We start from the raw sequence: 23,936 nt of genomic DNA on the forward strand, positions 1-23,936 counted from the left end.
TTAACGTCGTTGATTAAACCGCAATAGTGTAAAAGAGGAAAGTCCAAACAGGACTGCAGCCACTAAAGCCAAAGCGAGACTACCCAGTATATATTGTAAAAAATGGTCGGATATAGCTTGAAAATCGATGTGGCTATAATCCAACAAAGGTTTAGCACTGGATATAAATAACTTTCCTGTTTGTATCGATCCCCAAATAATCAATGGGATCATAGGGGGGATACTGACATTTGAAAAGGCAAAACAAAGACCTTTATTAAGCCTAAAGACAGAGGCGAGAAAAATTGATAAAAAAGACTGAAATCCCCACAAGGGGGCAATCCCAATAAACACACCCAATGCAATCGAAATGGATTTAATAAAATCCGAATCGTGTGCTCCTAGAATATCTTCTTTTAGAAAATCCTTAAAGCTTTTTTTTTTGAAACTTCGAAAAGCGTCTCTTGGAAATATATAGAGTAGACTAATCAAAACTAAGAAGGTGTTAAGGATGCTAATTCGTGTGAAGTCCTTAAATGGTCTAAAATGCGAAACTCGCTCTGTCGGATCGTAAAGTATCTTGATCGGTACATTCTTCACGGCAATGTCTTTCCATGCTGAGCGTACAATTACTTCAATTTCTAGCTCAAATTTGTTGGTATATAGTTTTTTAGGTATGCGGTCAAGAGGGTAAAGTCTGTATCCTGATTGCGTGTCAGCAAGTTTTATCCCTGTTTCAAACCAAAACCAAAAATTGGAAAACTTATTACCGAAACTGCTTTTTTTTGGTATGCCGGCTTGATCCATTTGGCGCTCACCAATCAATAAAATATTTCCGTCACTTTGGTTGAGTGCGTCTATAAAAGTTGGAATGTCATCGGGAAAATGTTGCCCATCCGAATCGATGGTGATTGCATACTGAAATCCCTGTTTTCTTGCCGTATCAAACCCTATTCGTAAAGCTTTGCCCTTACCTGAATTCTTTTCCAGGTGCAGCACCGTAATGGAAGGGTAATTTGCTAAAATCTTTGCTGTTGCATCCGTCGAACCATCATTGACTACAATAATCTGTGTGGTATAGGCCAAAACCCCATCTAAAACTCTTTTTAGCGTTTTAGCATTGTTGTAGGTGGGTATGAGTACACATACAGCTGTAGGAATAACAGATTGGCTGAAGCTTGGCGAATTGATCATGGTTATACAACAGGATAAGTGCGGCAAAAATTGAGTTCCATTTTAAGTGCAAGGGTATCATCGAAAGAACAATTGGCCTTGATCTGTATGGTTTCGGTTTCTTGAACCGCCAATTCCAATGTCAGGATGGGATGAACGGAAGGATCTATAATGGCATAAAAACGAATGTTTTTGGCAGACCGCATACGGAGTTTTGCCTGCAGTAAATCTTCGGTTATATTTTTTATGATCTGTAACATACATACACCTGGTGTTACTGGTCGCCCCGGAAAATGCCCGTTAAAAATCGGATGATCGGGATGAATACCTATCTCAATTAAATATTTCCCATCTTCACGTACCTGACTATTGTGTATCGTATAAAAGTCTGTTAAAACCATGTTTCAAACTTAGATAAATTACCTTTTATATGCAATATAATAGCATAGCATAATAAAAGTAATTGAAGAACTTAATATAGTGGAAATACGGCTTTGTTTATTTTTTATATCTAGCCTTATGTATCATGTCGCTTAAAATGGAATATTTACAAAATCCATTTTTAGCTTGATACCATGATGTTTTATATTAAAGCTGTCAAGTTTCCCCAGAGAATCTGGTTTGAATTGAATTTCAAAAGCTGTTTTGTACTTGGATGCCATTTCGATTTTGGTTAAAGTGCCTTGGTCATCTATCTTAAGAAAATATCGTTTGCCGTTATAGATGCTTAAAAATTGATTGGCTATTGAGTTTTGATAATCAGCTCTATAAGTTGTTTGTGTTAAAGCTCTGAAATCCCTCACTAAGGTGTGAAGGATTATCTTTCTGTCGAGATCTTGCATGACATAATTGACCAGATGTTGGTCTTTGGAAATCGTTATATCAAATAAGGTATTCCCCAGATCAGAGGTAAGTACAATACGATGATCGTCCTGACTGATTCTTTTGGCGACAAACATTCCTGTCATCTCTTTTCCATAAAAGCGAATTGTAGCCCGATATAAGCGCTCTTCATTTAACCTGGCGAAATAGGGGTTTTGAACAAGAGTGTCGATTGCACCATAGTTTTGTTTACCATTTGGGTAGTAAACCTTACATCCTGTCAGAAGAACCAAAAGTAACAGACTAAAAACTGAATAACGCATCGCTGATTGGTTGGTTGATCTGCTTGTTTTTGAAAACTATTTTTGTATAATCTTTAGACGGTTCTATCAACTGGACTTCCGAAACTGTAGATTGTTGATCATTAAAATACAATACGATCGTTTGAATATAAGCCGATAGCTCTTTTGTTTTAGGTGAAAGCTTAGCTATGCGTTGATTTCGATTTTTGTGAAAGGTGATCGTAAAGTCGTCGGCAGCAAAAAGATCTCCACTAATGCTGCCAATAATCATTTTATTGATTTTCTCGAACTTTTTATTGTTGCCAAGGTCGACCTTATTTTTTTTACCTTGATCATTTACCAATACTTTATTGTCTTTAAAAAGAATACCATATTGGATCGGTGTATTGTATTTCCAAAGCAGCTTGTTTGGATTTTTCAATAACATGGATCCACTGGAGGTAATCTCTTTAGAAAGAAAATCCAAGTGCTTATATTGGACAAAATCTGTTTTTAAGGTTTTTATTTTTTGTGCTTCCGCTACAACGGTTTGTTTAAAACTAGTTATTTCAGCGCTTGACATAGCTGTTTCTTGTGCTTTGGTCAGCGCAATGTGAAATACAGAAACAAGGAGTAGAATGAGCTTAGTTTTCATATACTTTTTGATTTAAGAAATCTTCCAAATTTACGGCTTCTAATTTGTTAACCTTTAATGCTATTAATAAACTTTTAACGACATGTACTGTTTTCTCGGATGTATCATGTAAGAGAATAATACTGCCGGGACTTAGTTTTTTTGCAATGCGTGCAAAAATCTGATCTTCAGTTAGACTTAAAGTATCCAACGAGCGGATGTTCCAACCAATGGATTTCAACTTGCAATCGTGCAATGCTTTTGCAATATGTGGATTGCTGACACCAAATGGAGGCCTGTAAAGCAATACTTTTTTTCCTGTTGCTGTTTCAATGGCATGATTAGCTTCATTTATCTCTGCAACAACTTGTCCGCTTGGCAGAAACCCCATCTTATTGGGATGATTCATGCTATGATTGGCAATGACATGGCCCCTTTCAATAATTTGCTTCGCTATCATGGGATACTTGACTACCTGTGTGCCAATACAAAAAAAACTGGCTTTTGCTTGATATTGATCCAGTAAGTCTAATATTTCCAAGGTAAAAGGCGTAGGACCGTCATCAAAAGTGATCGCAACTTGCCGCACATTTTTTCTTACGCATGTTGTCGATTGCATAAAGAAATTTAGACGGAGATCAAATGCTCCCCAGGAAACTATTCCAACATACAGAATCAGCACAATAATCAAAGGAGAATACAGTTGATCGTTTTTCCAGATGAATACCGTCATCAGAAAAAGGGCAAGACTCACGTATGTTGTGTTTTTAAAATTTAGCATCTCGATAACAGCATTAGACTGTTTTGGTCTCCAAAATTACAAATCAGTATATGTTGAAAAACACCGATCTTATTTTCAGTTGGACTCTCCATCGATCGAAAGGTTTGATTATCCAATTGCTTTAAAGCCAAATCGAATGCAAATACAATATCTGTGTCAAAGTATCCTACCTGCGATTGATAATTTATTTTAGCTAACTCGTTGAAGGCCTCAGCCTCCATTTCCGATGGGGTTTCCGGCTTTGCCGAACCATAAATGACCAAGTCAAGCTGCTCGGCAGATAGCTTGTTTTTTTTTAGAAATGCAGCTAGTTGAGTTTCTGGCCGTAGCTCTTCTGTTGGATGATAAATTACCATGTCAACCAATTCGCCAAGGGTATGTTGATTCTTTTGATTGGAGAAAATAAAGAAACCGGCACCTTCCGTCTGCGGGATTCCTGTTGTTATCGGTTGATCTGTTGTATTCGCTATGCTCTCGCTGATGTCGATACTGATGTCTGAAAGTTCGTCAACGGCACCGACCAATAAAGTTTTCCGTTCGTTCAGCACAAGTTGTAGGTAGGCATCAAATACGGTCGATTCAAATGATACACGGCCCTGTGAATAGGTCATATTATAACCTATATTTTTGATCAAAAGGGCAATTTGCCCGGCAACGGTATTGTGCGTCGACTGGATAAATGCAGTCGGTGACAAAAACTCTTCTTGTTGAACAACAATGGATTGTAAGAATTTATCGGAGTCTATTAGACAGCCTTTTCCACTTCCAACGAGGATACCGTCCAGCTCACTGTGATCAATCTGTTGCAGTGCTTCCATAGCACATATAATTCCCATTTTTACAGCTTTGGACATTCGCCTTGCTCTGTTGGGCGATAGGATCTTACTGTCTATTTTAGGTAGATCAACCTTGATCCAATTTTCTGGACTATTTGGTAGGCTAAGGTTGTTAACGCATATGCTTGCGGCATTAATATATACTTTATGCATGCGAAAAAATTAAGCTTGAACAATTGCCGCCAAATCCAAAGGAATTGCTGAGTACATGCCGGATATCCATACGCTGGTGTTCAGCGAGCGGCGGCAACGCAGGCTGTTCCATGGTATTTTCAAATCTTAAATTAGCAAAGGCTAGTTGATGCTGAATGGCGAGTAGTGCATATATTGCCTCAATACCGGCTGAAGCTCCCAATGTGTGTCCAGTATATGATTTGGTTGAACTAAAGGGCGGTATCGTATCGTTAAATAATCGCTGTATCGCTGTTGCTTCTGTTCGATCATTATTTTCGGTCGCCGTTCCGTGCGCATTGATATAATCAATTTCGCTCGGTATCAACTCTGCCATTTTTAGAGCCTCTTGCATAGCGAGATAAGCACCTTCACCGTTATCTGAAGTTGAGGTTTGATGAAAGGCATCATTGGCGTTGCTGAAAGCGTTCAGGTAACCTAATATGGGTTTCTTTGTGTTTTTTAAGGATCTTGTAGATTCAAGTACTAAGAAACCTGCACCTTCACCCAAGTTTAACCCCTTTCTATTGCTGTCAAAGGGGCGATTAAGTTGGTCGGACAGAAGCATTAAACTGTCAAATCCATTGATTGTAAATTTTGATAGCGCATCCGATCCGCCTACTAAAACCCGATCTGCGCGTCCCGAGCGCAAAAGTCGAGCCCCAAAGCCTATGGCATTAGCTGCCGAGGAACATGCTGTACTAATAGCCGTCACATAACCATTGCTGCCCAATATTTTGGCCAATATGGCACTTGAATCCCCAACATCCCGGCGTTGTATGAGTGTGCCGGTCTGTTGTAAACGCGGGAAATGCTGTTCAAAAATATCCATTCCTGCAACGGAAGTCCCCAGAACAATTGGCATATCAGCTGCTGCTGTAATACCAGCCTGAGACATGGCTTCTTTTGCCGCAATTGCGGCAAGTAGGCTGGTTCGGGAACAATAGTCAGGTACTTCAGTACCTAATTTTTCAATTAATGCTTCGTTCGTTAACGACACTTCACCAACAAGCGTGTGATGTTGATGTTTTCCCGAGATATGTTGAAGCGGTTTGATACCATGCTGTTTCTGGAGCAAAGAATGATAGTTTTGCGCAACATCATTTCCAATGGCGGTAATCATGCCCATTCCAGTAACAGCAATAGCATTTTTCATGTTTTATTTCGTTCTATTTTCTGAAATATAGGTTGCCAATGTTTCAATGGATTGAAAAATAGTCTTTCCGATTTTTGGATCAGTAACTTTAATACCATAATCCTTATCCAATAAAACAGTCAGCTCCAATGCATCAATAGAGTCTAGTCCTAGGCCATCTCCAAATAATGGCGCCTGATCTTCAATTTCATCTACAGTGACTTCTTCTAAGTTTAAGGCTTCAATGATTTTCGTTTTTAATTCCGATTTCAACTCTTCCATTCTTTATCGTGTTAGTTGTCTTACGACATTTAAATTATGTGCTACAATGCCTGTTTTTTCCACAAGATACAAAACCAATTTATAGTTTCCTTCCATATAATCGACCCAACCGCATAGTACCTTTTCCACTCTGCTGGAATTTAAGAGGTAATTGCAGTAATTTACTGCAAGTTGACTGTCGAATTGCGCTGAAACAAAAAAGATATTTTCCGTTTGCAGGTTATGCCTAATCGCAATTTCACCCATACAGACATTGGGCAGGGTATATACAAATATAGCAGGACTGGGATAGTACTGCTCCTTGTCTGCGATGGTATTGAGGTGCTTTAAGTCGGTATCAAGGCTACTGTGCCTATTCGACAAGACAATGCCGATATTCTTTGTTTTTTCCTCTTTCAATAGTAATTCAGCTCCTAGCCAAGCTAATTTGCTGAGGTTATCCATCTTGAAAAACTTCGGGTAAATCGTTTCTAGTGAATAGTAAAATGCTTTTGAAAAAGTAGCAAAATCTGAGGATATTGCTGCTGAAATCTGTTCACCATTAACATATACGCCTTGTGTATCGATGCGGCAATGCCTGCTGATTTGATAGTGTTGTTCCATGCTTATCGTAACTCCCTTTCAAATAATACGGCTGTATTTGTGCCAGCAAATCCCGATGCTGTTTTTAAGCAGCGAATAAGAGGTTGGGGTTGTTCCAATAGTTCAGTAACAACCGCTAGAGGTAATGAAGTACCTTGTTTTTGATAGCCTAAACTGGGGAGTAGTAAATTATTTCGTAAGCATTCCAAGGAAATAATACTCTCGATGAGCCCAGCGGTTCCCAAGGTATGACCGAAGTACCCTTTTAAGCTATTGATCGGTTTAGTGGCTAATCCGGAATGATGTATGGCCACAGCTTCCATTTCATCGTTGTAAATTGTGGCTGTTCCATGTGCACAAATAAAATCAACAGATTTTGGCTCTAATTTGGCTTCGGCCAATGCAGATGCGATGCTAAGTCTCAGTCCTTCGCCTGTACGTGATGGTCCTGAAATGTGATTTGCGTCGTTGATTGAGGCTTCGCCGGCGATAAAGAATTCTTGATCTGTTAATTGTTGGCCGGTGACATGAATTGCTGCCGCTGCTTCGCCGAGATTTAAGCCCTGTCTAGACTCGTCATAGGGTTTACAGACCGTGTTACTTAGGGCCTGAAAAGACTTAAATCCTGAAACGACAAATTCACTGACCAGGTCTCCAGCAACGATAATGGCATCTTTACAATAATCCATCTGTATAAGTCGTTTAGCGGTCGAGATGGCCTGTAGACCCGATACACAGGCATTGCTAATGATTATCGGAGGCCGTTTAAAACCAAAAAAATCGGCTATTCTTTGAGCCAGTACGGGAAGGCTTGCAGCAACAATATCGTTTGCTCCGCCTGCGCATTGCGCGATATTGCCCTTGGTTGTTGAGACGATTAATTCAGTCTCTTGTGTAATAACAACTGCTTTGACAAGAGGTACTAATGCGGCTATCATGAGCTTTTCTAGTTTTGAGAATGCCGCATCGAAGGGGAGCTGCGTGTCCTGCAGCAATTTGTTTAAATGCTGATCCAATTGTTCTTCTTCAACAATAGCGGCGTAAACGTCTCCATGCAATTCAGCATAATCGGTCAACTTGATTCCTGATTTGCCGCTAACAAGGGCATTCCAAGTGTCTGCCAGATTATTACCTATGGGGGATACACAATTGTATGGGCCTAAATATACCTTTTTCATTTGCTGACAAAATCAAGCCGATTTTTCCATTGCTGAAAAAAGTCCGGCGTATACAATTGTAAGTTTCCTGAAGAATCTAAAAATACCTGGATCGTTTCACCTAGGCAGACAACCTGATTGTTGTCATTTAGGATGCGGTAACGATAAATAATCTTTGCTGCTTTGGTATCCAATAGGGATGTTTCAATACGTGCATTGTCACCATATTTTAATGGGAGTTTATGTTCGCAGGTACTCTTCACGATCGGTGTTGTATAACCATGGCCATGAATATCTAGATAGGTCAGTCCATGTTCCATGCCGAAAGATTCTCGGCCATCTTCAAAATAACTGATGTAATGGCCATGCCAAACTATCCCCAACGAATCGACTTCATTGAAACGTATACGTAAGGGGCTTGTCCAAGTAATCTGATTGACTTGTTCAGTTCGTTTATTTTTTGCCATAATCATGAAGAAGCTATTACACTTTTTATTTCAGCTTGAGCGATCTGTCGATCTCCGACAAAGCTTTCTACGGAAACGAGTGTAACCCCCATAAACTCTTGTAGAATCGTTACTTTAGTCAGCAATTTTTCTCCGACCTGAGGGAAGGAATCTATTGAAATACTTTTTATTGTACCGAGATAACCTATAGGTGCAGTTTGTTGTTTGATATAAAAGCTGTAACCAGTATGTAAAGCAATGGATTGCGCCATGTGCTCAATAATACCTGCTTCCAATAATATACCATCTTCCACAAAAATATTATCTTCTTGAACAGTTAAACCTGCTGCCACTGTCTTTTCGGTGAAATCGTATAGGCAGTCAATCATAACCATCGGAGCACGATGAGGTAATAAATTCTGTAAAAATATGTTATCGACTATTGGAAATGGGGCATCTGTCATTTGTCTAAAAAAGTTCCTTCAAAGTTACTAATTAAAAGATAAAATCATAGGTTTCAAGTAGCGCAAAATTGCTTTTGATCGATTTTAGCACAGCACCTCTGCTGTGTTGTTTTTTTGTTCCTTCAGATAAATATTGTAAACAGAACTGTGGATGTTTATTGGGAATAGTCCTTCCAGAAATCGTAGAAGTTAAACCACTGCATTGGATATTTTTTGATCATATAGGTTAGCGACTGACAATAGGTTTGCAGTAAGCCCTGAGCGTCACGGTGTTTCACTTCTACTTCGCGTGCATAGAGATGATAGTGGAGCTTAGGTTCTTTCATAACATAGACAAAAATAACAGGAACCCTGAGCCTGGAAGCGATTAAAAATGGACCAGCTGGGAATTGTGTGTTTTTGCCCAGTAAATCTGCCGAAAGAGTTTTTGTGCCTTCTAGATAACGATCACCTGTAAAGACAATTAGTTCATTGTTTGTAAGTGCTTCATTGATGGCAAATACGTGGGAGAGGTCTTCTTGGATAACGATGAATTTTACAGTCGATTTACGCGATACTTTTGCCAAGTATGATTTGATGGCTTGGTGTTCGCGGTCCGAAATAACCAGATTAATCTGATTCTCGATATTGATGTCTTCCAGGAAATAAGAGGCGATTTCAAAGTTACCAATATGTGCTGATAACAGGATACCACCGTTTTTTTTCTCCAAGGCGGATTTTAAAATCGCAATACCGTCAAATTCATAGCTGAATCTGTTGCGCATCCCCGCAGCTATGGCTGTTTTATCGATCAGGATTTGACCGAAAGTAAAGTAACTCCGGTAAAGTCCAATGAGCGTTGAAGAAAGTGAATATTTTAGTCGATATCTTAGGTAAAAATAGATAGACCGGTTGCTACTCCAAGAAGTCAGGAAATAATAAAAAGCTACAAATACCAGCAGCAGATAAGCTGTACGGATTCCTAGCTTTTGGATACAGAATACAAAGATTCGATATCCTAAGACACTACCCTTCGATTGTCCTTTCCACTGACTCATTGGCAAACATTGACTTAGTTATGAGCTGTCTTGCGTTTGATGAGGTCATAAAAGTCTTGGAAGGTTTGGATGTTTGTGAAATCGGCCTCGACCAATTTGACACCAAAATTGGACTCAATGATAACGACAAGATCGACATAATCCAAACTGTCTAAATTTAATGTATCTTTTAAATTTAGATTCGGTTGGATTAAATCAACATCCACCTCAAACTCATCAACAAGTATTTCGTTAATCTTTTCAGAAATCATTTTTATAAGTTAATCGTTTATTTTTTTAATGACTAATGCAGAGTTAGTTCCCCCAAAGCCAAAAGAATTGGACAAATATAGGTCAAATTCTTTAAATACGGTTTGTTTAACAATATTTAATTTGGCTGAATGTTCGTCCGGATTTTCAAAATTAATGTTTGGTGCCATAAAACCATTTAACATCATGATGTTGGAATAGATGATCTCACTGGCGCCCGCCATCCAACATTCATGGCCTGTCATAGATTTTGTGGAGCTGACAAAAGGTTGGCTTTCACCGAATACCTGCAAAATAGCCTGTGCTTCATTGGCATCGCCTACAGGGGTGGATGTGGCATGTGCGTTGATGTAGGCAATATCAGAGGGTTTAACGCCAGCTTGTTTAATCGCGCGTTCCATGGCCAAGGCCGGTCCTTCGACATTTGGTGTAGAAATATGCCCTCCGTTGGATGAAAATCCATAACCTACGATTTCCGCTAGGATAGGGGCTCCTCTACGTACTGCGGATTCATAACTTTCTATAATTATTGTAGCGGCGCCGCCAGAAGGTACCAATCCGGACCGATCTTTGTCAAAAGGACGTGATACTGTTGTAGCCGGCAGGGTATCATTTCCAAAAACACCTAAACCATCAAAACTTGCCATGGCATATTTATTGATTTCTTGCGCGCCACCACAGATAATCATATCTTGCATGCCACTTTTAATCAGGTTGAATCCAAGTCCCAATGAATGAGATCCGGAGGCACAGGCGGCGGATATCGTCATGTTAATGCCTTTTAAACGGAATATCGTGGAGAGATTCATGGTTACCGTGGAGTTCATTGATTTAAAAATCGCTCCGGAACCTATCAGGCTGGTATCCTTTTTCTCGCGTACAATATCAACAGCTTCAATAATGGCTTTGGATACCGAATCATTTCCATAGAGAATTCCAATTTCATGTTCATCGAGAAAAGTTTCGTCAATGGCTGCATTTTTTAAGGCCTCCATCGTAGCCAAATATGCATACTCCGTTTCTTCGCCAATGGATATTCGCTGGCGGCGGTTCAATTCATGTTTTAAATTTGGTTGTGGAACTGAACCGGTTAATGCGGAACGAAATCCAAAAGTTTTTCGTTCTTCATCGAAGATAATCCCTGATTTTCCTTGTTGCAGAGAATCTTTTACTTCTTCCAATGATGTCCCCAAGCAGGAATATATTCCCATCCCCGTGATCACTACTCTTTGCTCCATAGATTTACGAATAAATTCCTCCATTTATATTGATTACTTCCCCCGTAATATAGCTTGCTTTTGAAGAAGCCAAAAAGGTGACGAGGTCTGCGACTTCCTCAGGTTCTCCAAATCTATTGGCCGGAATCAGTTTTTTTAGTTCCTTTTCGTCCATATCGGCAGTCATGTCACTATGAATAAATCCAGGTGCCACAGCATTGACCGTGATATTCCGTTTGGCAACCTCCTGAGCCAGCGCTTTAGTTGCACCTAGCAAAGCCGCTTTGGCCGCCGAATAGTTGGTTTGACCAGCTGTACCTTTTACACCGGATACGGAAATCATATTGATGATACGACCATAACGCTGGCGTAACAGTTTCTGTATAAAAAATTGGGTAACATGATAGAAACCATTGACAGTTGTGTTGATTACCGAGGACCAATCTTCTGCTGGCATCCACATAAACAAGCCATCTTTGGCTATACCGGCATTGTTGACGATAACCTCAAGCTGAGCTTCGGGATGGCTCGATTCCCAGGTAGATAAGGCCTCGTCGACTGCGGATTTATCTGCGACGTCGAATTTTAGAAGCGAAGCACTACCGCCCTTTGCTTCTATAGCAGCAAGTGTTTCTAATGCTGCAGTTTCATTATGCTGAAAGTTGATCAACACATGATAGCCCAATTCTTGAGCCAGTTTAAGACAAATTGCCCTGCCAATTCCCCTTGATCCACCTGTAACTAAAGCGCATTTCATCCTTCAATATGTATATTAATTTTGAAATAATTCTGCATTATCAAACCATTTGTTTCCTAAAAGGTTTCCTTTGGTATCAATAAATCCCCATTTGCCATTGAGTTTAACTCGCGCTAAACCATCGATAAATCCCTTCTCCTGTTTCTTAAACGTTAGCGCCGCAGTAATCTCATATTGAAAGGGGATGATAACTTTGGCATCTCTATCGATAAAGCCCCATTTGCCTTCTTTTACAGCAGCGAGACCTTCGGGAGAAAAGGAAAGCGCATCCTGATAGGCAGTAGGGATGACCATTTTACCTGTAGTATCAATGTATCCCCATTTTCCGTTTAATTTCACGGGGGCTAGGCCTTCCTGAAAATTTCGCGCATCATCATAAGTTGCAGGTATCACCCATTTGCCATCCGATGCCATAAAACCGATTTTATTTCCTTGCTGAACAAGGATAAAGTCCGAGTTTTCGATATGTTCGATTTTCGAAATACCGGGGAGGGCAATTTCTTTTTGACCAGATACGAGAAACCAGTTGTTCTGTTTTTTTGCCCATACCAATCCAACATTAAAATCGCCGATATCATCATAATTTGGAGCGACGACCTCTTTTCCCTGATTGTCAATGACACCCCATTTTTTATTTTTGGCGACTTTAGCGTAGCCATCCTTAAATGGACGGATGACATCATAAGTTGGTGGAAGCACAACCTCTTGTTTGTTGTTGATGAGACCGACTAAATTGGTCGCATCACGATAAAAAGCAACACCATCATTGAATTCATAGACCCGCTTGCTAGAGACCGACTTCAATTCCTGCCCGAGAGAATCAATGTAAAGCCAACCGCTTGCAGATTTCACCATTGCCATTCCCTGACTGAAGGATTTGGCATTGACGTATTGAGGTTGGATAATATAATTCGCATCTTTATCTACAAATCCCCATCTGCTGCCATCATAAACAGCAATCTTTCCTTCGGATTGATCTTGAGCATTTTTGAATTGAGGTGTAATCTGAAACGATCCATCTTTATTGATAAATCCGACAAGTCCCTTTTCTTGTACCCGCGCCAATTGTTGCGCAGATGCGAAGGTGCATGATAGTATAAATAATCCGCCGAATGCGAGCCTTTTAATCATGATTTTTATTGATTAAGTATTCTTTTACTTTTTTAATGATCGGATACATCACTTGATCCTCGGCAAAGGCCGGAAACAAATTACGCAGGTCCGTATACCAAGATAGTGTTTCTTTGGCTAACTTTTCCTGACAACTTAAATGGTCAATTGCCTGTGCTAAAGTAATAAATTCTATTGCCAGCACTTCAAAGGAATTTTCGATGACCTGACTGCATGATATTGCTGCATTTGTACCCATGCTGACAATATCTTGGTTGTCATTATTGTTGGGAATGCTATGGATGTAGAGCGAAGTGCTTAGCGCTTGGGATTCCGCTGTTGTGGAAGTTGCCGTAAATTGGACACCCTGCATGCCAAAATTTAGCCCTAATGTGCCTAAATTTACGAAAGGCGGGAAAATCTCATTGATCTTGCTGTTGAGAAGATAATTCAATTGTCTTTCCGCAAGCATTGTCATCTTGGTCATAACCAATTTAAGTTTATCCATTTCCAGTGAAATATAGTCGCCATGAAAATTGCCGCCATGATACACATGTTGATCGTTTAGATCAATGATGGGATTGTCGTTGGCTGAATTTAGTTCATGCTCAAGCACGGTGCCCACATTGTTAATGGTATCCGAAACCGGACCCAATATTTGCGGAACACAACGGACGGAATAATATTCCTGTACTTTGTCTTTGAAAATATCCTCTTGATTTTCACCGGTATATAGGTGCTCCTCGCGTTTTCGAATCAACTTACTGCTTGCAAGGTGACTGCGCATTTTTTTGGCAATAGCTTGTTGTCCAGGATGCTTTTTGCTTTGATTTAACGCTTCCGAAAAATGATCGTCATAAGCTTGAACGATTTCATTGATTGCACAGGCTGCTTTGATGGACCAAGATAAGGCCTTTTGCGCATGGTTCCAGTTTAGTATCCCAATCCCTGTCATGACCGAAGTCCCATTGATCAGTGCCAAGCCTTCACGTAGAACAATCTGAATAGGGGCCAGGCCTTCGGCATCAAAAGCCTGTTTGGTTGGAATTCGTTCGTTTTTATACATCACTTCACCCTCACCAATTAATACGAGGGCCAAATGTGCGAGCTGTACGAGATCACCACTGGCACCGACACCACCGTGTGCAAAAATAACTGGATAAATATCGCGGTTGATCAATTCTCTCATCAAAGCAATGGTGGACTTATGGACTCCTGAATAACCGAGAGTTAATGTATTTAAGCGTGCTAAAATCGTGCTTTTTACCTGAAGCGGATCGAGAAGTCGTCCTGTTCCTGAGGCGTGGCTGCGAATTAGGTTGTATTGAAGTTTAGTGCGGTCTTCGTCTTTAATCCGATATTGAGCCATGGGGCCAAAACCGGTATTGACACCATAAATTACTTTGTTTTCAGCAAATTTCTTAAGAAAATTGTGGCTAGCATCTACTTTTTCCCAAATATCGTCATCGATATCCAATTTTTCGTTTCCGTAGGTTATTTGGATAAACTGTTTTAAATCTAAATGGTTGGTGAGTAAGCTCATGATTTATGGGGTAGCAATTTTGAAAAACTCTCGAAATTGTTTTTTTTATTTTATTTTTTGTGAATAGATTTGGCAATTATTAATCAGGCACGAAATTAATATTTTTTTCTTTTAATCAAAGCGTATAATGAACGTTGAACAGGTTGACATTTTGATCATCGGGGCGGGACCTTCCGGTTCGGTTGCTGCTGGGTATTTACAAAAACAGGGTGCAAGGGTAAAGGTTGTCGAAAAAAGCCAGTTTCCGAGAATCGTGGTAGGAGAGAGTCTGATACCGCGCGTGATGGATCATTTTGATGAAGCCGGGCTGTTTGATGCGTTGGATGCACAAGGTTTCGAAAAGAAATTTGGAGCGCGGTTTATACGCGGGAAAGAAGTCTGTATTTTCGATTTTTCAGATAAATTTTCCGAAGGTTGGGATTGGACCTGGCAGATACCGAGAGCTGATTTTGATCAGGAAATGGCGAATGAGCTTATGCGTAAAGGGGTAGATCTTTCCTTCGGTACAGAAGTAACTGACGTACAATTTGATGGTGCAAAATCGATCACTACGGTATGCGATAGCCAAGGTGTTGAAACAAAAATAGAGGCAAACTTTCTGATCGATTGTTCAGGTTATGGTCGCGTTTTGCCTCGCATGCTAAATTTGGACCAACCCTCACGTTTAAGCCCTCATTCGGCGATATTCAGCCATGTCAATGACGTTAATCGACCGCTAGGGCAAGAAGGTAGTTTGATTTCTTTTGATATATTGGAAACGCAGGTTTGGTTGTGGGTAATTCCATTTTCCAATGGCAATACTTCTGTTGGAATTGTGGGGCCAACTTCGTTCATCGAAAACCTGGGCGAAGATACCACTACAGCGCTAAATAAGGCAATTCAGCTGTCCGATTACTATGTCAAGCGGTTTGGTGATATCCCTTTTGTTTTTGAACCCCGTAAATTGAGTAATTATTCTACAGCGGTGAGCAAAATGTATGGGCCAGGGTATGCCCTGACCGGTAATAGTTCCGAATTCCTGGACCCTGTTTTTTCTTCCGGTGTGTGTTTCGCTACAGAATCTGGTATTTTGGCGGCGAAGTTAGCTTTAAGGCAGATCCAGGGTGAAACAGTGGATTGGCAGTCAGAATTTGAAGACTATATGAAAGATGGGATTGCAGTTTTTACAACATATATACAGGAATGGTATACAGGCAATCTGCAGGAGTTATTTTATCATCAACCCGAAAACCCGGAGGTGAAACGTAGCATTTGTGCAATATTAGCGGGATACGTGTGGGATAAAAACAATCCATTCGTTTTGAAACACGATCGTGTGGTGAAAAATTTGGCGCATCTTATCCGAATGTCCAAGCAGGAAAAATCAATATAGTTAAGATCTGGGGTGATATTGCGTAATAATGGAATGAAGGTAGTCCCTATCGATGTGTGTGTATATTTCGGTCGTGGTAATACTTTCATGACCGAGCATATCTTGTACAGCTCTTAAGTCGGCACCACCTTCCACCAGGTGTGATGCAAAGCTATGTCTAAAGGTATGTGGGCTGATGGTTTTTTGTAACCCGATTTTTGAGGCAAGTTCCTTAATGATCAAGAAGATCATAACCCGCGATAATGCAGCGCCTCTTCTGTTGAGGAATACAATATCTTCATTTCCGCCCTTAATATTGATATGAGGTCTGACCGTTTCTAAGTAGATGCGAAGGTGTTTAATGGCGTGTTGGCCAATTGGAATTAGGCGTTCTTTGCTTCCCTTGCCCTCAACTTTGATAAATTCTACATCTAAAAAAAGGTTTGATATTTTGAGGGTGACAAGTTCGGAAACACGGAGACCACATCCGTATAAGATTTCGATGATCGTTTTATTACGTTCACCTTCGGTTGAAGAAAGATCGATTGCCGAGATTAATTGATCGATTTCATGTATGCTCAAAACGCTGGGTAGTTTGCGTGCCAAGCGTGGCGCCTGAAGGAGATCGGTCGGATTGTTGACGAATTCATGCTCGATCATCAAAAAGCTAAAGAAAGTCTTAAGGCCAGATATCAACCTGGATTGTGTGAAGGGCGAAATATTAAATTCCTGCAACCAAGCCAAAAACTCCTGTATATTCTTTCTCGTTACGGTATTTAAAACCAAATGATTGTCTTCACAGTAGATCTGAAATTTGGATACATCATTTAAGTAAGCATCAATTGAATTAATGCTCAAGCCTCTTTCGAACTTTAAGAATTGTTCGAATTCCTTTTTTATATCACTCCAGTTTTCAAAATCCATTTGCAACAAAATTACAATTAACTGTTGTTCTTTTCGAAAGTTATTCTGTATTTTTAGGTGAAATTTTACAGATTATAAGTAACACAAAGAGATGTTCCCTAATGTAGGTACCCGATTCCTCCTTGGATAATGAAAAAAGTATTGATCTGTATTTTACTATTTATCGGGACAATTGATCTCCAGTTCCGTTTACCCTAATATAAAACAATTAGCAAAAATAACTGACTAAAAAAAAGATATTTTTTTGTATGAAATTCATTAAACCACTCGCATTAGCTTTTCTGTTACCGGCTACATTCTATATAGCAGAAGCAAAAAAGCCAACCACGTTAACCGCGGAAGCACGAGCGATTCTATCCCAAGATAGTTTGGCCCTGAATCAAAAATTACCCTTCGACAACGAAGTCATCACGGGGAAACTGAAAAATGGATTTACATACTTCATTCGTAAAAATAGCGAGCCTAAAGGTCGTGTTACCATGTATTTGGGCATGAAGGCCGGCTCTATTCTGGAAAATGAAAAACAGCTTGGTTTGGCACATTTTTTAGAGCATATGAACTTCAATGGCCTGAAGCATTTTCCAAAGAATGAATTGGTTAACTACTTGCAAAAGGCAGGAGTTCGATTTGGCTCGGATCTGAATGCCTATACCAGCTTCGATCAGACAGTTTATCAGCTACCAATTCCTTCTGACGATCCTGAACTTTTAAAAAATGGTTTGCAGGTGATGCGCGACTGGGCTCAGGATGCTTTGTTGGATGGCGAAGAAATTGATAAAGAGCGGGGCGTTATCCTCGAAGAAAAACGTGGTGGAAGAGGAGTACAGCAGCGTTTACAGGATCAATACTTTCCGATGTTGCTCAATGGCTCCCTTTACTCCAAACGTTTGCCTATCGGAACTGAACAGATACTGAAGACATTTCCTTATACAGAAATACGCAAATTCCATCAGGACTGGTATCGCCCAGATTTACAGGCTCTAATCATCGTTGGGGATATTGATCCTAAGGAAATGGAAGAAAGGGTGAAAGTTTTGTTTTCCGATATGAAAATGCCCAAAAAAGCATTGGAGCGTAAAAAATATCGTGTTGATTTGTTAAACAAGAACCAGTTCTTGGCAATTTCAGATCCGGAACTGCCTTATACCGTCGCGCAGATTTTGATCAAAAGTGAAAAAGAAAAAGTTTCCACCGTAGGAGATTACAGAAACGAGCTGTTGAAGAGTGTTTTCAATCAGATGATCGCAGGTCGTTTTTCTGAATTGATGCAGCAACCGAACCCTCCTTTTATGCAGGCAGGTGGAAGTATCAGCGATTTTGTTGCTAACCTCAATACTTTTTCATTGTTGGTGGTCCCAAAACCGGGCGAGTTGGAATCCGGATTTAAAGCGATGCTAATTGAATTTGAGCGCATTCAAAAATACGGTTTTACACAGACCGAGTTGGATCGTGCCATCGCAGATATGAAAAAAGGTAACGAGATGTCTTTTATCGAGCGTGATAAAAAGAAATCGGATAGTTACGTCAATCGTTATCTAAATTATTTTATTGATGATGAACCCGCTTTAAGTAATGAAAACGCTTATCGTTTGACTAAACAGCTGTTACCAACGTTGAAGCTGTCAGAAGTAAATGGCTTGGTGAAAAAATATTATACCGATCTGAACCGCGATGTTCTGGTTATGGGGCCAGAGAAGGATAAGGCCAACTTACCGGCTGAGTCTACCGTAATGAGCTGGGTAAAAGCAGTTGAAGAGACTCCTGTGACAGCTTATGAAGATAAAGTTTCCAATCTTCCCTTGCTTTCAAAAGAACCGGTGAAAGGCGCTGTTGTATCGTCAAGAAATATTGACGCCGTTCAAGCGAAAGAATTGACCTTAAGCAATGGCGTTAAAGTGATCTTAAAGCCTACGGACTTTAAAAATGATGAGATACAGATTATGGCGTATAGTCCAGGTGGAACATCAGGCTATAACGATGCAGATTACTTTTCGGCCTCCAATGCATCCTCTTTAATTGATGCAAGCGGCGTTGGACAAATGAACAACGTTGAGCTTACGAAGTATCTTTCGGGAAAAGATGTTTCCATCTCTCCGTACATTTCTGAACGCTACGAAGGTATCTCAGGTAGTACAGATAAAGAAGGATTAAAGAATGCTTTTGAATTGATTTATGGTTATTTTACCGAACCTCGATTGGACGAGGATATTTTCCAGAGTACCATGACCCGGGCAAAAGGATCTTTGGAAAATAGATTGAGCAATCCAAATAATGTATTCTCGGATAAAGTGAAAGAAGTGCTTTATGGCAACAATATCCGTCGGCAAAACCCAACGGTAGAAACGATCAATAAAATTGATCGGGAGCGTGCTTTGGCAATCTACAGAGAACGATTTGCGGATGCTTCGGATTTTGTGTTTACAATTGTAGGGTCATTTGACGAGAATCAGATCAAGCCTTATTTAGAAACCTATCTTGCCTCATTGCCGGCCCTTAAAAGAGGGGAGAGCTACAAGGATTTAAATATTCTGGAGCCGAGCAAGGGAGAGCGCGTGGTTGTTCATAAGGGAAAAGAAGAAAAGGCAAGTACGCAATTGGCCTACTATGGGGACTATACCTATAATGAAACCGAAAATGTTAATATGGAAGCCTTGGAGAGTGTTTTGACGATCAAATTGCTCGAAAGACTCCGTGAAAAAGAAGGTGGTGTTTATGGAGTGGGCGCTCGGGCAAGTTTTAGTAAGCTTCCAAAAGCGCGTTATGCTTTCTCCATTGGTTTTGGTTCCGCAGTAGATAAGGCCGATGCTTTAATCGCTTCGGCATTGGATGAGGTAAAAAAGATTCAGGAACAGGGCCCCGAAAATGGAGATATTGAGAAGTTCCTAGCGGAACAACAGCGACAAAATGAGTTAAATCTTCGTGAAAATGGCTATTGGCTGAATTACATATCAAGTTCATATCAGAATGATCTTGATCTTACGCGATATACACGAAGAATAGACAATTTGAAGAAGGTAACTTCAAAGTCGGTGCAGGACGTTGCCGGGAAATATTTGAAAAGAGATCGACTTTTTGAATTTATCTTGATGCCGGATTCTAAATAACAGGAGTCTTGGAAAATAAAAAAAGGGTTGCCTGCTCAGTAGGCAACCCTTTTTTTATTGGACAAAAAATTATGGACAAAAAAATCCCAACCATTTCTGATTGGGATTGCCAAAATGTCTAATAAGTATCTCTTGTTAACCCAAATAGGATTTTAAGATTTTGCTTCTTGAAGTGTGTCTCAAACGCTGAAGAGCTTTATCTTTGATCTGACGAACACGTTCACGTGTCAAATTGAATTTCTCTCCGATTTCCTCTAACGACAACTGGTGATTGGAACCTAAGCCAAAGAAAAGTACGATAATTTCACGTTCTCTTTCTGTCAATGTTGCCAATGATCGTTTGATTTCTTCTGATAGAGATTCATCAATCAAAGAACTGTCTGTGTCTGGATCATGGTTCTCCAAAACGTCCAAAAGTGTGTTTTCTTCACCTTGAACAAAGGGAGCGTCCATAGATACGTGACGGCCAGAGTTGCTTAGGGTATCCGAAACCTTGTCTACTGTGGTTTCAAGGATATCCGCCAATTCTTCTGGAGATGGTTCCCGTTCGTATTCTTGTTCTAGTTTTGAGAAAGCCTTACTGATTTTGCTCAATGAACCGACTTGGTTCAATGGCAGACGTACGATACGCGATTGTTCAGCAATTGCTTGAAGAATAGATTGGCGAATCCACCAAACGGCATAAGAAATGAATTTAAACCCCTTTGTCTCGTCAAAACGTTTAGCTGCTTTAATTAAGCCCAGGTTACCTTCATTGATTAAATCACCTAAGGTTAAACCTTGATTTTGATATTGTTTTGCTACTGATACTACGAAACGAAGGTTGGTTTTAGTCAATTTTTCCAAGGCAACTTGATCGCCCTCGCGGATACGCTGTGCTAATTCTACTTCTTCTTCTGCTGTAATTAAGTCTACTTTACCAATTTCGTGTAAGTATTTGTCCAAAGACTGTGACTCACGATTGGTGATAGATTGTGTAATTTTGAGCTGTCTCATTAATTTTTATTAATTCTCCTCTCTAAGAAATGTTTGCGAAAATACGAAAAATTTTTGAATTATTAATGGAAAATTGATTATCTAGCCACTCATATTTAATGAGTTAGGTTTTTTTGAGTTTCAATTTTTAATCATCAAAAACTATTCCATTTTAATATTTTTTTTCTTCTTATCTGTTGCTGTAATATTCAACTGTTTGATATTTAAAGTGCTAAAGGGTTTAATTTTTTTTTCTTATTCTAGACAATTTAACTCGGTAGTAGCTGATTTATTATGCAATATGCATTCCTCAAATTTATTTTAAAATGATAATTTTATGATAAAACAAAAAGATGGATCTTTTGTTTTATTAGTGACATTAAATAAATTTAAAAGAATAAAAATTATATTATGCCAATCTTAATTCACTTGGATAAAATAATGAAAGAGAAAAAAATGTCGCTTAACCAATTGAGTGACAATGTCGGAATTACCCTTTCCAATCTTTCAATCATCAAGAATCAAAAGGCGAAGGCATTGCGATTAGATACCCTTGAAGCGATATGCAAAGCGCTAGACTGTCAGCCTGGTGATCTGCTGCAATATTATGATGGTGGTGACGAAAAAGGCTAAAATCGATAACCTTTTAAAAAATCGACTACATTCATTCTTTTCTTGCCTTCGAGTTGAAGGTCAGAAATGACAATATAGCCGTCTTGCGCCGCAATTTTTAAGAAACTTTTCTTGTCAGTTTCTATGGTTCCCGGTATTGTAGCTGTATTGACAAGTTCTTTTTCTGTGCTATAGATTTTTAGTACCTTATCATTTAAGAGGGTAAATGCTGCTGGATAGGGGCTTAAACCGCGAATGAAGTTATACACTTGCGCAGTGGGCTGATCCCAGTTTATTTTACAGTCTTCTTTGAAAATTTTTGGAGCATGTTTGAGCGGCTCCGTTGTGAGAAGAACTTCCTGAGGTTTGGGCTGCAAGGTTCCAGCCTTTAATTGCTGGATGGTTTGCAGGAGAGTTTCTGCTCCGGCCACCATGAGGTTATCGTGAAGATCACCGGCGTTGTCTGTTTCTTTGATGGCAACTTTTTTCGACAATAAGATGTTTCCTGTATCGATTTCGTGCTGTAGTAAAAATGTCGTTACGCCCGATTCTTTCTCTCCATTGATGATCGCATGATTTATAGGTGCTGCACCTCGGTATTGTGGAAGGAGTGAGGCATGGACATTGATCGTTCCAAATTTAGGCATATTCCAGACAATTTCAGGAAGCATGCGGAATGCTACCACAACCTGTAGGTCCGCCTGAAAACTTTTCAGTTCATCTAAAAATGCCTCATCACGGAGTTTCACTGGTTGAAGAACTGGGATGTTATGTTGTGTAGCAAATATTTTCACAGCAGATTCATGTATTTTTTGTCCACGTCCTGCAGGTTTGTCCGGTACCGTAACCACAGCGACAACTTGTTCGCCAGACTGAATCAGCGCTTCAAGTGAAGCTACAGCAAAATCGGGAGTACCCATGAAAATAATACGCATAATACTTGTAATTTTTATAAAACCCTTTAAACCAGTACAGGGGCCTCCTCGTTGAATAGCCTACTGAAAAACGCCTAATTATTTGTCATTTCAGTTTTGTAAATAACAAATTTTTATAACTTTGCGAAGTTACATAAATATATTGAAAGCTTGAATTTTCCTTATTTTTTAGCAAATCGGATCGCATTTTCTGGAAAAAGAACGTTCTCAAAATTGATCGTTCGGGTGACTATTGGTGCAATTGCTCTTGCTATTGCAGCGATTATCATATCTATTGCGGTATTGCGCGGATTTAAGGGAGAGATTATCAGTAAGCAACGGAGCTTTTTTGCCGATGTATTGGTTTTACGTTACGACCTGAATAAGTCTTACGAAAATTCACCCATAACACTTACACCGGAGGTTCGTAAGTCCATATTGGCGATTCCCCAAGTCAACTCAATCAGTTCCTTTGCGACTAAAGCCGGGATTATTAATGTCAACGATGAAGTTGAAGGAGTGGTTCTCAAAGGTATTGATTCCTTGTATAATCAGCAGCCCTTTCAACGTATGCTGGTGGAAGGGAGTATGATAGACTTTAAATCGGATAATGCGGATAATCAGATTTTGGTGTCCAAGTATCTCGCAGATCGACTGCTCCTAAAAGTCGGTGACGATTTTATTATGTATTTCGTGCAGGATCCTATACGTAAACGTAAATTTGTCATTAAGGGCATTTTTAATACAGGCTCCGAAGAATTAGATAAGGTCTATGTGATCGGGTCTCTAAATGTCATTCGTAAACTGAGCAACCTCGATGATCATGAAGTAGGGGGCTATGAGATTCGGATTAAAGATTTTAGTCAGCTCGAACAGACAACGAACAAGGTTGAAGATCTGTTGCCTATCGATATGCAGGCAATCAATATCAAGGATCAGGTCCCGGATATTTTTCAATGGCTGGAACTGCTTGACATGAACACCAAAATCATTTTCATACTGATGACGGTCGTTGCTATTATCAATATGATCTCCGCCTTGCTGATCACCATCCTTGAGCGGACTTCAATGATCGGTATCTTAAAGGCATTGGGGTATCACAATGCCGGAATTCGCCGCGTCTTCATGTACAGTGCCTTGTACCTCATCGGTCTGGGATTATTAATCGGTAATCTTATTGGCTTAGGTTTTTACTTTTTTCAGGATTTTACCCATTTCTTTAAATTGGATGAGAAGACCTACTATATCTCCTATGTGGCCGTTCAACTTCAATGGTCTGATGTGATTTTGGTCAATTTGGCTGTCGTGTTTATCGGAATGATCTCATTATTTATTCCGTCAATGCTAATTACCAAGATTAGTCCGATCAAAGCCATTTCTTTTAAGTAACACTACTTTTA

At 39.8% G+C, this 23,936-nt stretch carries 25 protein-coding genes; 4 read left to right on the forward strand and 21 right to left on the reverse strand.

Annotated elements, in window-relative coordinates:
• From A9970_RS26480 to hutH, 18 genes are all read right to left on the reverse strand, one after another.
• Positions 1-1,173, reverse strand: coding sequence for a DUF2062 domain-containing protein (locus A9970_RS26480; protein WP_182984251.1), 1,173 nt, complete (start codon positions 1,171-1,173; stop codon positions 1-3).
• Between the two features lie 2 nt (positions 1,174-1,175).
• Entirely contained in the window at positions 1,176-1,553 is a 378-nt protein-coding gene (locus A9970_RS26485; protein ID WP_153847429.1) for a 3-hydroxyacyl-ACP dehydratase, read from the reverse strand.
• A gap of 132 nt (positions 1,554-1,685) precedes the next feature.
• Positions 1,686-2,297, reverse strand: coding sequence for a hypothetical protein (locus A9970_RS26490; protein WP_153847430.1), 612 nt, complete (start codon positions 2,295-2,297; stop codon positions 1,686-1,688).
• The gene (locus A9970_RS26495) at positions 2,278-2,910 is read right to left on the reverse strand and encodes an outer membrane lipoprotein carrier protein LolA (RefSeq protein WP_075991961.1); all 633 of its coding nucleotides are present in this window, start codon (positions 2,908-2,910) and stop codon (positions 2,278-2,280) included. The genes A9970_RS26490 and A9970_RS26495 overlap by 20 nt, the downstream gene beginning before the upstream one ends.
• Positions 2,900-3,670, reverse strand: coding sequence for a polysaccharide deacetylase family protein (locus A9970_RS26500; RefSeq protein WP_182984252.1), 771 nt, complete (start codon positions 3,668-3,670; stop codon positions 2,900-2,902). The genes A9970_RS26495 and A9970_RS26500 overlap by 11 nt, the downstream gene beginning before the upstream one ends.
• Entirely contained in the window at positions 3,664-4,659 is a 996-nt protein-coding gene (locus A9970_RS26505) for a beta-ketoacyl synthase chain length factor (RefSeq protein WP_182984253.1), read from the reverse strand. The genes A9970_RS26500 and A9970_RS26505 overlap by 7 nt, the downstream gene beginning before the upstream one ends.
• Positions 4,652-5,833, reverse strand: a complete 1,182-nt coding sequence (locus tag A9970_RS26510) for a beta-ketoacyl-[acyl-carrier-protein] synthase family protein (protein WP_182984254.1) — start codon at positions 5,831-5,833, stop codon at positions 4,652-4,654. Before A9970_RS26510 ends, A9970_RS26505 begins: the two co-directional genes overlap by 8 nt.
• Before the next feature lie 3 nt (positions 5,834-5,836).
• Positions 5,837-6,094 carry a phosphopantetheine-binding protein gene (locus A9970_RS26515; RefSeq protein ID WP_075991965.1) on the reverse strand — a complete coding sequence of 86 codons (258 nt, stop codon included), beginning with the start codon at positions 6,092-6,094 and terminating at the stop codon, positions 5,837-5,839.
• A 3-nt stretch (positions 6,095-6,097) separates the two neighbouring features.
• Positions 6,098-6,697 (reverse strand): 3-oxoacyl-ACP synthase, encoded by a 600-nt coding sequence (locus A9970_RS26520; RefSeq protein WP_182984255.1) that lies wholly within the window; start codon positions 6,695-6,697, stop codon positions 6,098-6,100.
• A gap of 2 nt (positions 6,698-6,699) precedes the next feature.
• Positions 6,700-7,854: a beta-ketoacyl synthase gene (locus A9970_RS26525; protein ID WP_182984256.1), complete on the reverse strand. Its 1,155-nt coding sequence runs from the start codon at positions 7,852-7,854 to the stop codon at positions 6,700-6,702.
• Positions 7,851-8,300, reverse strand: coding sequence for a thioesterase family protein (locus A9970_RS26530; RefSeq protein ID WP_083663564.1), 450 nt, complete (start codon positions 8,298-8,300; stop codon positions 7,851-7,853). The genes A9970_RS26525 and A9970_RS26530 overlap by 4 nt, the downstream gene beginning before the upstream one ends.
• Before the next feature lie 2 nt (positions 8,301-8,302).
• Positions 8,303-8,743, reverse strand: coding sequence for a hypothetical protein (locus A9970_RS26535; protein ID WP_182984257.1), 441 nt, complete (start codon positions 8,741-8,743; stop codon positions 8,303-8,305).
• A gap of 155 nt (positions 8,744-8,898) precedes the next feature.
• Complete coding sequence (locus A9970_RS26540; protein WP_182984258.1) at positions 8,899-9,780, reverse strand: lipid A biosynthesis acyltransferase; 882 nt, start codon at positions 9,778-9,780, stop codon at positions 8,899-8,901.
• Between the two features lie 14 nt (positions 9,781-9,794).
• The gene (locus tag A9970_RS26545; protein WP_075991971.1) at positions 9,795-10,031 is read right to left on the reverse strand and encodes an acyl carrier protein; all 237 of its coding nucleotides are present in this window, start codon (positions 10,029-10,031) and stop codon (positions 9,795-9,797) included.
• Positions 10,032-10,040: 9 nt separating this feature from the next.
• Positions 10,041-11,267, reverse strand: coding sequence for a beta-ketoacyl synthase (locus tag A9970_RS26550; RefSeq protein ID WP_182984259.1), 1,227 nt, complete (start codon positions 11,265-11,267; stop codon positions 10,041-10,043).
• Positions 11,268-11,271: 4 nt separating this feature from the next.
• Positions 11,272-12,003, reverse strand: coding sequence for a 3-oxoacyl-ACP reductase FabG (fabG, locus tag A9970_RS26555; RefSeq protein ID WP_182984260.1), 732 nt, complete (start codon positions 12,001-12,003; stop codon positions 11,272-11,274).
• Positions 12,004-12,018: 15 nt separating this feature from the next.
• Complete coding sequence (locus tag A9970_RS26560; RefSeq protein ID WP_182984261.1) at positions 12,019-13,134, reverse strand: WG repeat-containing protein; 1,116 nt, start codon at positions 13,132-13,134, stop codon at positions 12,019-12,021.
• A complete protein-coding gene (gene hutH / locus A9970_RS26565; protein ID WP_182984262.1) occupies positions 13,127-14,656 on the reverse strand; it encodes a histidine ammonia-lyase in 1,530 nt (509 codons plus the stop codon). Before hutH ends, A9970_RS26560 begins: the two co-directional genes overlap by 8 nt.
• A 127-nt stretch (positions 14,657-14,783) precedes the next feature.
• Between hutH and A9970_RS26570 the strand changes: the two genes are divergently transcribed.
• Positions 14,784-16,028 carry an NAD(P)/FAD-dependent oxidoreductase gene (locus tag A9970_RS26570; RefSeq protein WP_182984263.1) on the forward strand — a complete coding sequence of 415 codons (1,245 nt, stop codon included), beginning with the start codon at positions 14,784-14,786 and terminating at the stop codon, positions 16,026-16,028.
• On the opposite strand, the gene xerD is transcribed toward A9970_RS26570, so the two are convergent.
• Positions 16,029-16,931 (reverse strand): site-specific tyrosine recombinase XerD, encoded by a 903-nt coding sequence (gene xerD, locus A9970_RS26575; RefSeq protein ID WP_182984264.1) that lies wholly within the window; start codon positions 16,929-16,931, stop codon positions 16,029-16,031.
• Between the two features lie 248 nt (positions 16,932-17,179).
• Between xerD and A9970_RS26580 the strand changes: the two genes are divergently transcribed.
• Positions 17,180-20,035, forward strand: coding sequence for a pitrilysin family protein (locus A9970_RS26580; RefSeq protein ID WP_182984265.1), 2,856 nt, complete (start codon positions 17,180-17,182; stop codon positions 20,033-20,035).
• 135 nt (positions 20,036-20,170) lie between these two features.
• Here the strand turns inward: A9970_RS26580 and A9970_RS26585 are convergent, their stop codons facing one another.
• Complete coding sequence (locus A9970_RS26585; protein WP_028068906.1) at positions 20,171-21,031, reverse strand: RNA polymerase sigma factor RpoD/SigA; 861 nt, start codon at positions 21,029-21,031, stop codon at positions 20,171-20,173.
• Positions 21,032-21,421: 390 nt separating this feature from the next.
• Here A9970_RS26585 and A9970_RS26590 point away from each other — a divergent pair, with 390 nt between their 5' ends.
• Positions 21,422-21,643, forward strand: a complete 222-nt coding sequence (locus A9970_RS26590; RefSeq protein WP_046675813.1) for a helix-turn-helix transcriptional regulator — start codon at positions 21,422-21,424, stop codon at positions 21,641-21,643.
• Here the strand turns inward: A9970_RS26590 and fmt are convergent.
• On the reverse strand, positions 21,640-22,557 hold the full coding sequence (fmt, locus tag A9970_RS26595) for a methionyl-tRNA formyltransferase (RefSeq protein ID WP_182984266.1): 918 nt from the start codon (positions 22,555-22,557) through the stop codon (positions 21,640-21,642). The two genes, A9970_RS26590 and fmt, sit on opposite strands and share 4 nt — an antisense overlap.
• A gap of 150 nt (positions 22,558-22,707) precedes the next feature.
• On the opposite strand from fmt, the gene A9970_RS26600 reads away from it, so the two are divergent.
• A complete protein-coding gene (locus A9970_RS26600; protein ID WP_120334705.1) occupies positions 22,708-23,925 on the forward strand; it encodes an ABC transporter permease in 1,218 nt (405 codons plus the stop codon).
• Positions 23,926-23,936 lie beyond the last annotated feature (11 nt).

This window comes from Sphingobacterium sp. UME9 (genome assembly GCF_014170215.1).
Classification (GTDB): domain Bacteria; phylum Bacteroidota; class Bacteroidia; order Sphingobacteriales; family Sphingobacteriaceae; genus Sphingobacterium; species Sphingobacterium paramultivorum.